Origin of the sequence: Bradyrhizobium sp. CIAT3101, assembly GCF_029714945.1 — a bacterium.
Classification (GTDB): Bacteria; Pseudomonadota; Alphaproteobacteria; order Rhizobiales; family Xanthobacteraceae; genus Bradyrhizobium.
Genome location: NZ_CP121634.1, coordinates 8,376,671 through 8,392,660 on the forward strand (window position 1 = coordinate 8,376,671; position 15,990 = coordinate 8,392,660).

Below are 15,990 nucleotides of genomic sequence, written 5' to 3' on the forward strand. Positions count from 1 at the left end.
TTGGCATGCAGTTTAGGTGCATTCGCCTGAGCGGCGTAACACCGGTCACGTCCTTTAACGGGTGCTGACACGCATCGGCCCCGCGAATGAGGGCGAGCCGTCTCGGGACCTACGACACAGGGAATGATAAGTGAATCTCTCCACATTGATTGAGCGCAATGCAGCGTTCGCTCCTACCAAAGCTGCGATCAATTTTGAGGGCCGCACCTTAAGTTACGCCGACCTTAATGGACGCATCGGCCAGGCTGCACAAGCTCTACAAAGTGCGTTTGGCGTCAAGAGAGGCGACCGCGTCGCCATCCTGAGCCTCAACCGCCCCGAATATCTAGTTCTCCTCTACGCTTGTGCCCGGCTCGGGGCGATATTGGTTCCGTTGAATTGGCGATTGGCGGTGGCCGAGCAGCTTTTCATCCTGTCCAACGTTGGTGCTAAGGTTCTGGTCCTTGAGCAGGCTTTCGAAGCGGTTCTGCCGATTTTGTTGGATACACTGCCCGATATTGCAACCGTAGGCTTCGGCTTTGCGTCTTGCAGTGCGTGCACATGGGAAGGCTTGTTGGATCAAACAGCGGGAGACAGCTGCGATTCCTGCGCAGGCCTGGCCGACCCACTTCTGATCGTCTACACGTCAGGCACCACTGGCCGGCCGAAGGGAGCGGTGCTGCGCCAGGAGGCCTTGCTCTGGAATGGCGTGATGAGTCAACACATGCACGCCCTGACACCCGACGATCATGTGCTGACCGTCTTGCCGTTATTCCACGTCGGTGGGCTCAACATTCAGACGACGCCTGCACTACATCTCGGCGCGACTGTCACGATCCATCCGCGCTTTACGACTGAGGCTACCCTTGCCGCGCTAAAAGATGACCGCCCCACTTTGACCGTCCTGGTGCCTGCGACCATCCAGGCCTTGACCGACGATCTCACGTGGTCCAGTACCGATCTTTCATCACTGAAGGCGATTTCCGTCGGCTCAACGACGGTGCCGCAGTATTTGGTTGATCGCCTGGTTGCCCGCCGCGTGCCGGTCCTCCAGGTTTACGGCTCCACGGAGACGAGCCCCATTGCGATTTATACAAGGCTTGGCGGAGACCTTTCGCGGAAGGGCTCGACCGGCCTGCCCGGGCTATGCTGTGAAGCTGTTGTCATGGATGATGCCGGTAATGAGCCGCCCGCAGGGACTCCCGGTGAGATCGTTGTACGCGGGCCCAACGTTTTGCAGGAATATTGGGGCAATCTTCCCGCCACGCGCGAGGCTATGCATGACGGGTGGTACCGTACGGGCGACATCGCCCGTCGCGACGCCGACGGATACTTCTGGGTCCATGACCGTAAGAAAAACCTGATCATTTCCGGTGGAGAAAACATCTATCCGGCGGAGGTCGAGCGCGTACTTTTGGAGCATCCTGATGTTGCGGAATGCGCTGTGATCGGTCGACCCGATCCCCAATGGGATGAGGTGCCGATAGCCTATGTGATCAGGCGGCCCGGATCCCGTATAGACGCGGGAACACTCATAACGCATGTGCGATTGCATCTTGCGCGCTTCAAGGCTCCGCGCGAAATTCTCTTTACGGAGGAATTGCCTAGAACGGCACTGGGCAAGGTTCAGCACGCTATACTCAAAAGACTGGATTCTCGATTAGATAAAAAGGATTTCGGCGACTGATGACCCCACTCTTGGCGTGGTCGCATGCTGCCTGCGCCCTCGCCCTCATACGCTTCATCCGCGCGCGGTGGTCGCCCGCATGCGTCAAAAGAACCAGCGGGCATCTCAGTTTTGCAGCGATCGCGTTTTGACACGGGGAAGAGCAATATTCCGGGCAGCCGTTGCCTCGGGCATTTTGCATAGTCGGCGAATCAACCATCGTCGAGCCAAGGATCAGATCGACTTAAGTTGTGTGTCACGAGTCATCACCGAGTTTTCGGGACGGAAGTTGACACACGCGCGAAAGATGTCAGGTCTTGTCGATTTGTCGCTTCAACAAGCGCGCGAAGGCGCCACACTTGCTCGGTATGAAGTCGGCCGAGGTTGCTTGAAGAATTGCAGAGCAGAATGCACATGAGACGGCCGGAGACTACTCGATACCCGTTCAAAACATCATCTGCTTCGATATAGCTCGCGGACTACGGCAAGCAAAGAAAGCGAACGCTCAGCAGCTTTCCAGGGGTAGCGACAGATCGTCATTGCGACCGACAATTGGACTTTCGAAAGGTGTGTCGATCTGAAGTAAGACTGACGTGCACGACCCGATTCCCCTCTCATCCTGGGGCCGCTCGAAATATCATTGCCGCTGGCTGGCGTGACGTTCATAGAATCGGGCCGTGTGTTGATGAGTTCGCACTCGCGCAGCAAAGGTCAGTCGCCGCGACAGATGGCGGCCCGCTTATCTGAACAGCGCGGTGGCCTCTGCCTCCGCGCCAAATGGAAGTAGCGGGTAGCTGAGACATGCAAATGTCCTGAGTTGCGCCGCAGCACTTCCGAAAGGCGCCTTGGTCGCCGTCTCCCGACGCCCATTTACCCAAACCTGAAAGATCCACGTGATTCAGATTCAACCACCCGAGGGACCCACCATCCGACATTGCTTGTCCGATCGGAAACCGCCTTCCGACTCGATCGTGTCCCGTTGCGTGGTGTAGCTGGCGGCGGGAGACCGCGTTCGCCGGCAAGAGCCGGGCAGGTCAGCTGGCGATCGCCGGAAGGCTGACAGTGGGATCATCGCTCAACGGCGCGATGGTTTCCAGCGTCATATAGCGGGCGCGCTGGACGGCCCATTCATCATTTTGCTCGAGCAGGATCGCGCCGATGAGGCGGACGATGGCGTCTTCATTGGGGAAGATGCCGACGACCTCGGTGCGGCGCTTGATCTCGCCGTTGAGGCGCTCGATCGGGTTGGTCGAGTGCAGCTTGGTCCGGTGTTGCGGCGGGAACGTCATATAGGCGAGCACATCGGTCTCGGCCTCGTCGAGGAAACCGGCAAGCTTGGGAAGCTTGGGGCGAAGCTGGTCGGCGACCTTCCGCCACTGTACTTGTGCGGCCTCGGCATCGTCCTGGGCGAATGCCGTGGCAATGAAGGCGGAGACGACGCGGCGGCCGCTCTTGCCGGCATGGGCCAATGCATTGCGCATGAAGTGCACGCGGCAGCGTTGCCAGCTGGCATTGAGCACCTTGGTCACGGTGGCCTTGATGCCCTCATGGGCATCGGAGACGACCAGCTTGACGCCGCGCAGGCCCCGGCGGGCGAGTTTGCGCAGGAACGCGGTCCAGAACGTCTCGGCCTCGGACGGGCCGATATCCATGCCGAGCACCTCGCGCCGGCCATCGCTGTTGACGCCGACCGCGATGATCACCGCGACCGAGACGATGCGCCCGTTCTGGCGCACCTTCACGTAGGTGGCATCGATCCACAGATACGGCCAGTCGCCCTCGATCGGACGGGCGAGAAAGGCCTTCACCTTGTCGTCGATCTCCGCGCAGAGCCGGCTTACCTGGCTCTTGGAGATGCCGCTCATCCCCATCGCCTGCACCAGATCGTCGACCGAGCGGGTCGAAACGCCTTGCACATAGGCTTCCTGAACCACGGCAGTGAGCGCCTTCTCGGCCATCCGGCGTGGCTCCAGGAAGCCCGGGAAATAGGAGCCTTTGCGCAGCTTGGGGATGCGCAGCTCGACTGTGCCGGCCCGGGTCTCCCAGGTCCGGTCGCGGTAGCCGTTGCGCTGGGCCAGACGCTCGGGGTTCTTCTCGCCGTAGGCTGCACCGGTTTGGCCTTCGACTTCCAGCTCCATCAGCCGCTGGGCGGCAAAGCCGATCATCTCGCGCAAGAGATCGGCATCAGGGGTCTTCTCCACGAGCGTGCGCAGGTTCATCATATCGTCGGTCATCGGTGGTTCCTCGGTTGCGTTGGCGTGTCGCAACCCGATCCTACCGGAGAACTGCCGGTGACCACCGTAAAGCCGCCCGCCCGCTACGGCGCTAGTTGAGGCGCGCGTCCGGGCGGCTTTGCTCTACCGAGCTACACCACCACCGGGGGCACGACCTTCCGACTCGGCTCTACTCTCCTGCGCAAGGCAGTTGCGGGAATTATACCACCGATACTCAAGGCTAGTTGACGGCATCTCGTTCGGCCGGTGGCAGCGCTGGCTCCTTCTCGAACCTGCTTCCGAAGTCCTGACGCTCGCTTTCGGCGGGCTGCTCCTGTTGCTGGCGCTTGCCATTTCGACTACTCGCACCCGCTCTCAAGAGGAGTGTTTGAAGGCCTCCGATGTCACGGCTTGTCTTCTCGGCCAGTTGAACGATGCGATGGTTGGCGGGGGGATTGGCCGCGGCGTGCCGATTCCTCTTGGGGATTTTCCCGACGCGCTAATCAAGGCTGCGCTCGCAACCGAGGACCGCCATTTTTATGACCACGTCGGGATCGATATCCCACGAGCTCTCCGCGTACTGCTGCTGGGGGGGCAGAACGGCGTCCGCGACCAGGATGGTTCCTCCATAAGCCAGCAACTCGCCCGGACTTTTCTTTTGAATGCCGGGCGCGGCATTGGACACCCCATCAAACAGGCATTGCTTGCGGTTTGGCTTGAATGGAATCTGACCAAAGATGAAATTCTGAAACTTTATCTAAACTGTGTTGATATGGGCGGCGGCATTCTCGGCGTTGACGGTGCGTCGCGTTTTTACTTCAATAAGCCTGCCCGCGATATCACTTTCGCTGAAGCTGCGACGCTGGTCGGCCTGATCAACGCGCCGACCGCTCACATCGACCGAACGGCCGCGCAGGCTCGCGCTAATGCGGTACTGGATAACCTGGTCGAAGCCGGATTCATGACTGAAGACCAAGTGCTCGAAGCACGCCACAACGCAGCCAGAGTGGTCCTGAGAGGTAAGGAAACTCGGCCAAATTAGACGTGCAGCTCAGAATCGTTAAGATTTTCCAAGATGCGCGCGCTGCGAACAGACAAGCGGTTGTTCCATCGCAAGATCCAACTCACCTTGATTCTTGCAACGGCTCACCCGAGCTCACTCTGAAGGTGAAGTATGGTGAACTCAATCTTTCTCGTTGTCGGCTGTTGTTAGGCGGCGATAATTACGTACCTAATCCGCCAACGACGTCGCCGATCGAACTTCGAGTGCTGTGTGTGTCTACGCAAACTTACTTCGCTAGCAACCACAGCCGCACCCGGGCAAAGATCCTCTGGGCTTCTCGACTTCTGTCCCGCTGAGTCTGTTGCTTGAATTTGTTATAAAGCTGCAAGAGTGCTCAGCCCGTACAACTGCCGACGCTTCGCGAAAAGGGGCGCCACGCCTGTCTTGAAGGACGCATCAATTTCACTTTCAGAATACTAAAATACCGAATTACATGAAATCCAAAAGCTCCAACTAGTCATCATGGCTTCAACAAACGCATGTATAGGCTCCGATCAACGCATCAACATGCAATAACGTGAGCTGAATGACTGCGGCTCTTTTGAGCATCCAAGCGTCAGTCTTCGACCTCCCAATTCTTCAGCAGCACGCCCTGCTGAAAGGATATTTTGTTGGAGTTTTCATTCATGGATCAAACGTCTTCACAACAGAAGCAAACATTGGACGCTCTAGTGAGCGTGGCATTTGAGAAATCATGGCGTTTCGTAGAGAAAGACCCATTCCTGACCCATAATGCCGAGGCATTGCTGCGCGCTCGGCTACGTCTCCACCTTGAACGTTCATTGAAAATGGGTGAGAAAAACGTGCTTCATCTGGCAAACAACGCGATCTGGAATTTGCGTACAGAACTTGGACGGCGGCCCGAACTATAATGGACTATAATGCCGCCTCAATGGAGGCCGCGAAGTCGACCGCAAGTGCGACTGCCGCCGTACGACGCACCCAACTTGCATTACCTTGAGCGCCTCCTGTCGCAGCTCGCGAAACCGACCAATCGTCGCACATACTCCGTCGTTGAAGTATTGTAGGTAAGCATAAAGATGCGCCCCGTCATTGTGCACCCGATTGGCACTTGGTATGCCGCCGGCCGGCCAGTGTCTCGCGTACCAAGCCTGTCGACCAGGTTCAGAAGCGACTCACAGGCGCTTAATTTCGATGCAATATTTCCTCAGTGCGTATCCGATTTGGCGCGGTGTGAGTCCGAGTAGGCGCGCCGCCTTTGCCTGCACCCAGCCAGCTTTCTCCATGGCAGCAATGAGGCGCTCGCGATCCGTCAGCTTGCCACCGCTCAGGATGCCTCCATCGACCGGCTCAGCCGCGACAGGCGGACCCAGGACCGCAACCGGCGTTGCTGCCTCAGGTGTTGGCGTAACTGCCGTGGGGGTTAACTCACCGATCAGCGCGGCCCGAGGCTTCGCTTCATCCAATCCGCTCTTCCACAGCAGCGCGGAAAGGCATTGACCATGGCAGCAGGCAAAATCGTTCCTGACGATGAATGGCCCCGGCGCCAGTGTAGCCGTCCGTTGCACGCAATTCTCGAGTTCACGCACATTGCCTGGAAATCCGCAATTCATTAGCACGTCTAAGGCACTCTGATCGAACGTCAATGTACGACTGTTCTTGCAGTTGAAGTTCTTGAGAAACTCAGCGGCAAGCAGCGGAATATCGCTGCGCCTTTCGCGCAAGGGAGGCAGCATCAACGGAACTACGCTAATACGATAATAGAGATCAGCGCGAAACTCGTTCTTTGTGACCGCCCCTTCCAGGTCCTTGTTGGTTGCAGCAATCACTCGGACGTCAACTTTCATCGTGTGGCCGCTACCCACCCGCTCAAACTCTTGCTCCTGAAGAACCCGCAACAACTTCGCCTGAAAAGCCCCTGAGATCTCGCCAATCTCGTCTAGAAAAAGGGTTCCCTTGTCGGCTAGTTCGAAGCGCCCTTTGCGCGAATTAAGGGCGCCGGTAAAGGCTCCTTTTTCATGGCCGAACAATTCGGATTCCAGGACGGTCTCGGGCAGCGCCGCGCAGTTCATTTTGATGAACGGCCGTTTTGCACGCGGGGATAGCTCGTGAATTGCCTTGGCCACCAGCTCCTTGCCGGTGCCTGATTCACCTCGGAGCAGAACCGTGGCATTTGACCTGGCTACCACCGCGATCTTGTCGAGCAACCCGCGGAGTGCCGGACTGGTACCGATAATACCATCGATGTGAACCTTTTTACGCTCACGCGCTGGCTGCTTGAATTCGAGTAGCTCCTTCTGCCACCGGTAGCTCTCCGCCATGAGGCGCTTGCGGTCGCGCGCGACCAAGCGATGGAGCTTCACCGCCTGTCCAATCAGGTTTGCGATCATGGTGAGTAGCCTGACATCGCAATCGAGTGGGAACATCGAGTCCAGGTCGGGCACACGCTCAATAGATAGGGTGCCAACGACCTTTTCATCAATGCTTATGGGAACCCCAATGAACGATAATCGCATGTGGTCGGACGCACCGAGCACATCCAGGTCAGCTGCGCTAAATGCGGGATGCTTGGCGATGTCTTCAGCGACAAACGGCATGCCCGTTGTCACAATCTCCTCAATCGCCATTTGCGGTAGGCGCATGCGGTAGCGTTCATCGCTTCCTTCGCTCCACCCAGCGCCAACCGCAATCTCGGGTTCGTCATCGTCCGCTAGGAGAGACACGACACCGTGCCGCATCTGCAAAGACGACTGCAGCAAATCGATGACGTTTGCCAGCGCGACTTCGAGTCGCGAAGGACTGGCGAGCATGTTCGATATTTCGAACACTCCTCTGAGCGCAATTTCGTTCACCGGCAAGACCACGGGATCGTTCGAGCCTTCTTCAGGGCCGTGCCATTCGCATTCGGACTCACTCTGCACCTTGACAAGTTCGACGCCGCCCTTGCTCTCTTTGCTTGCAGTTAGTTCGCACTTCGAAACATCGTCTTGCATCTCACTCTCGATCTCGCGCTTACACTAACGGCGCCAGGAGATAACACTTGTTCATGGCACGATGATAAACAAGCTTTCATTTGCTTCATGCTCCTCTAAAAAGATTCTGTGGGAACTCCGTTGAAATACGACCGACGTCGAGCCAGCAAAGCAGAGCAGCAATTTCTACCGCGTCTACGCATCCGACCACATCTGTTCTACGTCAGCACAAAGAACTTGCGTGACTTGGTCTTAACTCCAAAACAAAGATCAGCTTTCCATTCGCGCGATCCGCCTTGTGGCTATGATCTTCTGCAGATGCTCCACGCACAATCAAAGCCACAACAATAGATGTCGGCGTCCATGTTCATCGCGGTCTGACATTCGACAAATGAGCGACTCTCCCCGTTCGCCCTGGTGGCATTCACTCTCGCCAAAGGCGTGCAGGATTTGGACCAATGCGATAGGGAGAAAGCTGACATGATTGCGACGCAGTGTCACGCCGCGCAAACAACTTAGCACCTTCCGGACATGTGGCGCGTGCCGTTCCGAACAGCAGTAACCGCGGTGTATCCGCTCTTCGCTTGAAAGGTCCCATCGGGGACACGTGCGCCCGCCTCGTTTCGTATGAGCGCAACCTGGACAATCGTGCGCGTTGTCGGAAATGCTTCAAAACATGCAAAGGCTGACAATTTGTTTGCGAGCCGACGAGCATCACGTCCGCTGGAGCATCGATGGCAGAGAGCCTCCGATGCGCAGGAAACGAGGCTGCAAGATTTCGCCGCGGTGATCTGAGAATGAGGCTGCGGCCGGATGCCTTTCAATTTGCCCTCTCTCTTGCTCCAAACCGGGCTCTTGACTGCCAGGAGGCTGTGGCCATCGAGAACGGCAGCTTAAATGTAAGCGTGCAGATCGGCTCCAAAAGGGTAAATTGTCTTGGCGTCCTTCAGCGGGATCAGGAATCAGACGTGGCAGCCTAATACGTCCGATTTATCCGTTAGCCATCCCACAGACGACACAATATGAGCAAGCTTCGCTCCGGGGTTTTGCAACCTTTGACTTCATGAAGTGATCTAGAGGCGCACTCGCTCCAGGGCTCCTTGGCCCTTCACCAGCAAGCCCGTTTGTCGACGCTAAGTCTCCCCATAGGACAGCCGACCCGGCTCGGCGGGAAAACACTTCATCGACGGAGCCAACAAGCTCATGAGACATCGTCGTAGGATCGGCGAGAATATGCTATGTGGTTTAGGCGACCGGGTAATCCTTGGGCGGCTCGTCAATCAGGATTAGGCGGGTCGGATCATTCAAATCGAACTCGATGCTGCGCGGGGCAACAAGTCGGGCATAGCGGGTAAAGGCGCTGGTTGGCGGAAAGCGAATCACGGTATCGCATCGTCCGAGAAGGTACATCTCGATGAGAGCCGACGATCCCCCGTCCGCTCCCAATTCGGCACTGTGTAACGGGCCTGCTTGATCGGCCTGAAAGCGTTTTGAGATCGTGAAGATGTCTGGGAACCTAGCCGAGACCTGATCCAAAACCTTCGGGCTGTCGGTGCATAAAAAGACCCGCGTGGGTTTTGCATGGGGCAATGCTTTTGCCTTTTGGATGGCAGTGCATACCTGCCGAACGGCAAGCTCCGGATCGGCCCAGTATGGCCTGTGCCCCATGATATCTTCGCCATTTCCGTGTCGAACATGAACGCCGATTACGCTGCGACCCTCAAAGTGCTCGCGATGTATCGCATCGATCCGAGCTTGAATTTCAGACCGCAGTTTGATGCTACGAAATATCTGTCGCTCGGCGTCCTGATCGCAAGCCCACATCAAACAAGCATCACACACCACGGTATTGGCGTGAGTATCATCTTTGGCCTCGAAGAGCTGCCTCAGCTCGTCGCGTTCTCGGAATATCTGTTCGTCCGGTCGATAAACGCAATCGATGGATGGTCGATTCCACCAGGTTGGAAAAAACGGCCCGGGAAGAGAAAGGGAGTTGACCCGATCATCGCAGATCACACGTACGCCGGCGATGTCATGAACCGATTCGAAAAACACTCGAAAAGCGTTGGTAAAGGGTTGATCGAGATAGCAAGAGCCGCGCCAATCGATAACCAGTGTACGTCCTGTCCGCTTGGCGTACTGCCAGGCTGCCGCGAGTGACCACAGGCAGTCGCCGAGACCAGTACGTCGTCGAGAAACAACGAACCTTTCCTTCGTAACACCAACAAGCATTTTAACTTTCCTCGTCGCAACGTACCCGATCGATCAGCAAGGTCGCCTTAACTTTAGGCTCCAGCCCCTCATCGCATTGGGCGCGGCCTTGCACTAACCTTCAAACCTGCTTAGGGCCGGGCCGAGTGGCAATCCGCTCGAACGCTATGGCATTTGATAGAGCGCGCGTCGGTCGGCTCCTCTCGCCTGGGAAGCGTATTGCCGGAATACGCTCTCCTTTGAGCCCTGAAGATTATATTGCAAGGTTCTCCACTATATTGGGCCCGCTTTAAGCTTGCTCTGTCATCTGATGGGACTCACTCTTCAAGTGAATGACGCTTGAGGGAGGATGTAGGCGGACGCGGCGTTGCTCCCACAGGCCTCTCAGTTCTTCGACGAGAGTTTCGCGCTCGGCGTGGTCCATCATCATCGAATCGAAGAGGTCGCGGAGGACGGATTCGCCCTTGATCCGCATCAGCAGATCGAACAACACTCCTGAGATACGCACTGTCCCGCCGCCAGAAAACGCGGTGCGGATCTCGCATACCGTCTCTTGCCGATCCCGCGCTGTATGAGCGCGGACGCGATACAGAGATACATAAGGCGGCAATGAAACCGCGAGCGAAGTCCAGTCCTCTAGCGTTACCGCCCGCTTTTTGACTAAAAACGGACCAACTACGAGGGCATCGAGCTCGGTGGTCAGAAATGTGGCGACGGCGTCTGCAACCGAATCTACGATCGGTTCGGCGTTATTGTTAAACGAGGTATTGAGCAGAACCGGAATGCCCGTCCGTTTTTTGAACTCGTCGATAAGGCTCCAGTAGGTCGGATTTGACTTGCGCGACACTGTCTGTAGCCGTGCAGTGCCATCAACATGCGTAATGGCGCCCAGCGAGTCGCGCTTGGAATCGCGCACGCGAACTACGAAGTTCATGAATGGAAATTCCGTCTCACTGGCCGGGAGATCGAAATATTCTGGTGCATCCTCCTCCAACACGGAAGGCGCAAATGGTCGGTATCCCTCGCGCTTCTTGACCATCGCGTTTATGCGGTCCTTGTTAGCTGCAGGTCGGGGATCGGCGAGAATACTGCGGTTACCCAGGGCACGTGGTCCGAACTCCGATCGACCCTGCACCCAACCGATCACTGCGCCGCTTGCCATCCAATCGGCGGCTCTGCCCGACACATCATCGCTTCGCTCAATGTCGAGGTGCCCGGCCCACGCATTCAGTTCCTGTTCAATGGCATGCTCGGTACCGAGATCGGGACCCCAATAGACGTCCTGGAGCCGCTCGCGCGGCGCGGGTCGACCACCCTCGAGAGACGCCATCAGCGCGGCGCCTAGTGCGCAACCGGCGTCGTGGGCCGCCGGCTGCACGAAAATGTCGTCGAAGAGCCCTGAATAAAGTAGCTTACCATTCACGGTGCAGTTGTGGGCCACTCCGCCAGCCAAGCACAGCCGGTTCATGCCTGTGGCTTCTCGATAATGTTTAAGTATGTGGAACACGATCCGCTCAAGCGCTTCCTGCAGCGAAGCGCTGACATCGCGATGCTGTTGGGTGAATGGCATTCCTTTTCGCCGGACCTGAATATTGCGGACCAACGCAGGACCGATGCGATCCAGGTAGAGCCGGTAGCACCCGTTCTCAGAAAGCTCGTAGAACTGCTCAAAGAGATTGCGATAGGGCGCGGGGTCACCATAAGGAGCAAGTCCCATGACCTTGTACTCATCGAACAAGCTATAGCCGAGATACCGGATCGTCTCGAGATAAAACAACCCCAATGAGTTACTCTCCGGGAAGCTCTGGAGTAGGTTAACTTCGGTTCCGGACCCGATGGCCACGAGACCAGAAAGAAAATCACCACCGCCGTCGATTGCAAGCACCAGACTTTGCTCAAATCCAGACATTGCAAACGCACTAACAGCGTGCGCCTGGTGATGACTTACGAACGAGATGCGGGACGGATCAACTTCGATGCCGAACTCTTGCCCCAGCATCGTCCTCAGCAAAAGCCTGGCATCCATAGGAATAGCGTCCGACGGCTGCGAAACAAACAAGCGCTCCAGCATAGCATTGCAGTAGGCCTCGGTCGCATAGAACGCGATCCGATCGACGTCTTTCAGTTCAACACCTGCAGCTTCCAGGCAGTATTGGATGGACTGGCTCGGAAATTTATTAGAATGTTTGACCCGGTTGAGTCGCTCTTCTTCGACGGCCGCTATCACACGTCCGTCGCGCACGAGCACCGCGGCGCCGTCGTGCAGAAATGTGTTTGGAAGCTCGGGTCGACATTCATAAACCCGATCTAGTCCGCCGCTCACGCCGAGACACAGCATCATACTCTCCGTTTATTGTAAGAGGACTCAGTTGGTACCAGCAGCCTCACAACCGATCTCTGCTGCATGCACCAGCCCGACATGAACAGCCTAAGCGAGATGCGACCTTGCCGGATCTCCACAGTTCGGGCTCTCGCGTTCATCAGATTCGCCACGCCCCCCGCTCAGCGCATGAGGCGTCGGAGAAGAAGCGCAATCGACAGCAAGAACGGCAAGACCGCGTAAATGCAGAGTGCGCCAATATGGATTCCGACGCTGGCGGCCGGCCGGCCAAGCATCGCCGGACGAATGAGCTCAATCGAATGCTCCAGGGGTAAGATGCCTGCTACGATCTGGAAGGCGGCCGGCAACTGGCTGATCGGGAATACCGCGCCGCACAGGAACACCATGGGTGTTAGGACGAGGGTTTGGTAGAACACGAAATAGTCGTAGCTAGGCGCTAGCGACACGATCACCATCGCCAAGCTCGCGAAGACGAACCCGGTGAGAGCGATTGCGGGTAGCGCATAGAGCATGGAGGGCCATGCCGCATAACCCATTCCCGCGGCAACGATCGTAATTCCTGTGCCAGCCAGCACCGCCTTGCTGGCTGCCCATGCCACTTCACCAAGCAGGATGTCGCCGAGCGTGAGCTGTGTGCACAGCATTGCCTCCCAGGTTCGTTGGGTGTGCATGCGGGCGAATGTGGCGTAAATGGTTTCGAAGCTTGCGGAAGTCATCGCGCTGGTCGCAACCATGCCCCCGACCAGGAAATCGATATATGAAGTCCCGTTCACGCGGCCGACAATCAGCCCGAGGCCAAAGCCAAGACCAAGTAGATTGGTCATAGGATCGGCGAGATTGCCAAGAAGCGATGCAAGCGCAATCTTCCTCCATGCCAAATAGTTGCGACGCCATACTGCGACCCAGTTAACCGCATTGGCCGGCATGGCCGCGCTATAAGTCATTCTCATCATATCTCTATCTCGCGTCCGGTAAGTCGCAAGAACACATCCTCGAGGTTCGGCGGACGCTCCAGAAGGCGCAAACCCGCCCGCCCCCGCAACTGCTTACGCACCTGCTCCAGATCTGGTGCATAGCAAAAAATAGTCTCGCCGCTCTGCTCGATGCGTTGTGCGTAGGGCCTGATCAGCTCAATGGATTCCTGCGGGTTTCCGCCATAGATCTCCATGACGTCACAGCCAATCTGTTCATTGATCAGCGCGTGAGGCTCGCCTTCGGCGATCTTGCGTCCTTCTTCAAGCACGCACAGCCTGTCGCACAACCGCTCAGCCTCTTCCATAAAGTGAGTGGTCAGCAGGATCGTCTTGCCACGCGCAAGTAGCGATCGTAGTCGTTCCCAAATCAAATGGCGGGCATGCGGGTCGAGCCCGGTCGTTGGCTCGTCCATCACGAGCAGTTGCGGATCGTTGATCAGCGCACGTGCCAGCACCAACCGCCGCTTCATGCCGCCTGATAACTCGGAAACGCGCGTATCCGCTTTGATCTCGAGGCGGGCAAAATCGAGCAGTGATGGAGTAACCGCCTCGATTTCACGCGCGCTTAAACCGAAATAGCGCCCGAACACCAGTAAGTTCTCGCGTACGGTGAACTCGTTCTCGAGATTGTCAAACTGCGGGACCACGCCCACGCCTGCGCGTGCCAGGCGAGCCTGTACCGGCACTTGCTTGCCGAGCACCGCGATCTTGCCAGAGTCCGGCGGCACCATGCCGAGGATCATACGCACGATGGTGCTTTTGCCCGCGCCGTTCGGTCCAAGCAGACCGAAGCACTCTCCCGCCGCAACACTGAACGTTAGCCCGTTGACAACGACTTTCCCGCGATACGATTTGTGTACAGCGGCAAGGTCGATCGCTACGCTCGACATGCGTCCATCTCGGCTGGTCGATCAGACAACGACGCTTCTGTTGCTGGCCTTCTGCTCCACAGCAGACCATCGCACCAGATCTGTTCGATGCGTCCCCATTCGCAGGCGGCTGCGACATCGGGGAAAAAGCCACGTCCATGATGGTTGGCGCTTGTATTGCAAAGCAGCGGGATGCCTGTGAGTTTCTCATATTCAATGAGCAACTCAGCAACCTTATGCCCCGATGTTCTGCCAACGGTCTGCAATCGTGCAGATCCGTCAAGGTGCACAACGGCCGGGATCTTGTCTCGCCATTCTGGCCGCGTCTGATGGTCGAAGAGCATATAAGGGTCCGGCGTTCCAGGATCGAAAATCTCCGGCGCTCGGTCTTCCAGACATATCGGGGCAACCGGTCGGAAATGCTCGCGAATTTTGATGTCGTTGAGATAGTCCTTCATGGCTGGCGAGGTCGCCGCAGCAAGAATGCTTCTGCCCCCCAAGGCGCGCGGTCCGAGTTCGGCGCGACCGGCCAGGAACACCACGGGCTTATTGGTTGCGAGCAGCGCGGCAAGCTCGCTGATGTTGCACGGCGTGGCCCCCCATTCCGCTGATGTATCGCCGCTGGTGAGGGACGGCCCGCTATAGACCGACCATTCCAGCGGCACGAAACCCTTGTCCGCCACCATTGCCGAACAAGCGGCCCCGATTGCTGAGCCACTGTCATTCGGAAAAGGCGGCACCCATACACCTTCGAACAAGCCGGACGCACGTAACGCACTGTTCCATTTGATGTTAAGGCCACAACCACCCGCTACGCAAAGATTGCGCGGTCCGTGAAAATTAGAATGCCGCAGCAGAGCAAGGCCCATTTCGCTCACGAGCAGACGCTCAAGGAAAACGTGAAACGATGCAAGAATGTTTTCGGCTCGCTTACCGTCTAATCGAAGGGCGCATTCTCCGAAGTAGTCGTGCGTAGCGGCAAGTGACGCCTCGGCGTCATTAATGTTTGCACGGTAACGCCGAGCAGCCTCCGTGTTCGCCGCAAAGTGCTTCTCATAGCCGTCCTTAAACACCGTTACGATGTCTTCATCAGGCGCCCCCAGGCCGATATAGGCCATCAGCTTGCCCGCGACGCCAAGGTCCCAATTCTTCCGGTTCGGTTGCTGGTACGGCCCGAAGTGGTGGCCCGCAACAGCATAGGCGTGGCCTATCATCGGGAATAAGGATTCCAGGAAGCGGCCGCCACTGGCGTCTACATAATAGAGACGCGGAAAGATGCAGCCGTCCCACACCAGGCAAAAGGCGGGTTCCCCAGCTTTCGCAAACGGGCTAGTGCAGTATGCGGAGGCAACATGGCCTGTGACGTGTGCATAGCTTCGGTAAGAGAAACTCTTCCCGTTGAGCACAAGGCCAAGCCTCTCGCGGGCAGAGAGGAGGCCCTCGGGACGTTCAACATAGGGCGCACCTTTGAGTGTGAGCAGATCGGCCCCACTCAAGACCTGGAATTCCGATTCGGTCTCGCCGTCCCAGCCGTCAATGACGAACTGATCAATGTCGCGGGGATCCAGCCCGTGCTCCGCCAAAGCAAGCACAACTGCGTCGAGATTCTCGATGGTTTGATACCGCCGATTGTTCTCGCGTTTCTCCTGCTCGATGCAAAAGACTAGGCGTCCATCCTCTACAAGAGCGACGGACCCGTCATGCGTCAGCTTGATGCCACAGATGCGCATAGTGCCTCAAT

10 protein-coding genes are annotated in these 15,990 nt (G+C 57.2%); 3 read left to right on the plus strand and 7 right to left on the minus strand.

The window, feature by feature from the left end; all coding sequences use genetic code 11:
- Positions 1-130: 130 nt before the first annotated feature.
- A complete protein-coding gene (locus QA645_RS39120) occupies positions 131-1,666 on the plus strand; it encodes an AMP-binding protein (protein WP_283046353.1) in 1,536 nt (511 codons plus the stop codon).
- A gap of 1,013 nt (positions 1,667-2,679) precedes the next feature.
- On the opposite strand, the gene QA645_RS39125 is transcribed toward QA645_RS39120, so the two are convergent.
- Positions 2,680-3,879: an IS256 family transposase gene (locus QA645_RS39125; RefSeq protein WP_283046248.1), complete on the minus strand. Its 1,200-nt coding sequence runs from the start codon at positions 3,877-3,879 to the stop codon at positions 2,680-2,682.
- A 367-nt stretch (positions 3,880-4,246) separates the two neighbouring features.
- Between QA645_RS39125 and QA645_RS39130 the strand changes: the two genes are divergently transcribed.
- Entirely contained in the window at positions 4,247-4,900 is a 654-nt protein-coding gene (locus QA645_RS39130; protein ID WP_283046354.1) for a transglycosylase domain-containing protein, read from the plus strand.
- 647 nt (positions 4,901-5,547) lie between these two features.
- On the plus strand, positions 5,548-5,793 hold the full coding sequence (locus tag QA645_RS39135; RefSeq protein WP_283046355.1) for a hypothetical protein: 246 nt from the start codon (positions 5,548-5,550) through the stop codon (positions 5,791-5,793).
- 264 nt (positions 5,794-6,057) lie between these two features.
- Here QA645_RS39135 and nifA read toward each other — a convergent pair whose 3' ends face one another.
- The 6 genes from nifA to nodU form a co-directional block, all read right to left on the minus strand.
- Positions 6,058-7,875, minus strand: coding sequence for a nif-specific transcriptional activator NifA (nifA, locus tag QA645_RS39140; RefSeq protein ID WP_283046356.1), 1,818 nt, complete (start codon positions 7,873-7,875; stop codon positions 6,058-6,060).
- A gap of 1,224 nt (positions 7,876-9,099) precedes the next feature.
- Positions 9,100-10,086 (minus strand): nodulation protein NodZ, encoded by a 987-nt coding sequence (locus tag QA645_RS39145; RefSeq protein WP_283046357.1) that lies wholly within the window; start codon positions 10,084-10,086, stop codon positions 9,100-9,102.
- Positions 10,087-10,354: 268 nt separating this feature from the next.
- The gene (locus QA645_RS39150; protein ID WP_283053529.1) at positions 10,355-12,403 is read right to left on the minus strand and encodes a carbamoyltransferase; all 2,049 of its coding nucleotides are present in this window, start codon (positions 12,401-12,403) and stop codon (positions 10,355-10,357) included.
- A 164-nt stretch (positions 12,404-12,567) separates the two neighbouring features.
- Positions 12,568-13,356, minus strand: coding sequence for an ABC transporter permease (locus tag QA645_RS39155; protein ID WP_283053531.1), 789 nt, complete (start codon positions 13,354-13,356; stop codon positions 12,568-12,570).
- Positions 13,356-14,270 carry a nodulation factor ABC transporter ATP-binding protein NodI gene (gene nodI / locus QA645_RS39160; RefSeq protein ID WP_283046358.1) on the minus strand — a complete coding sequence of 305 codons (915 nt, stop codon included), beginning with the start codon at positions 14,268-14,270 and terminating at the stop codon, positions 13,356-13,358. Before nodI ends, QA645_RS39155 begins: the two co-directional genes overlap by 1 nt.
- Positions 14,258-15,979 (minus strand): nodulation protein NodU, encoded by a 1,722-nt coding sequence (gene nodU, locus QA645_RS39165; protein ID WP_283046359.1) that lies wholly within the window; start codon positions 15,977-15,979, stop codon positions 14,258-14,260. Before nodU ends, nodI begins: the two co-directional genes overlap by 13 nt.
- Between the last annotated feature and the right edge of the window lie 11 nt (positions 15,980-15,990).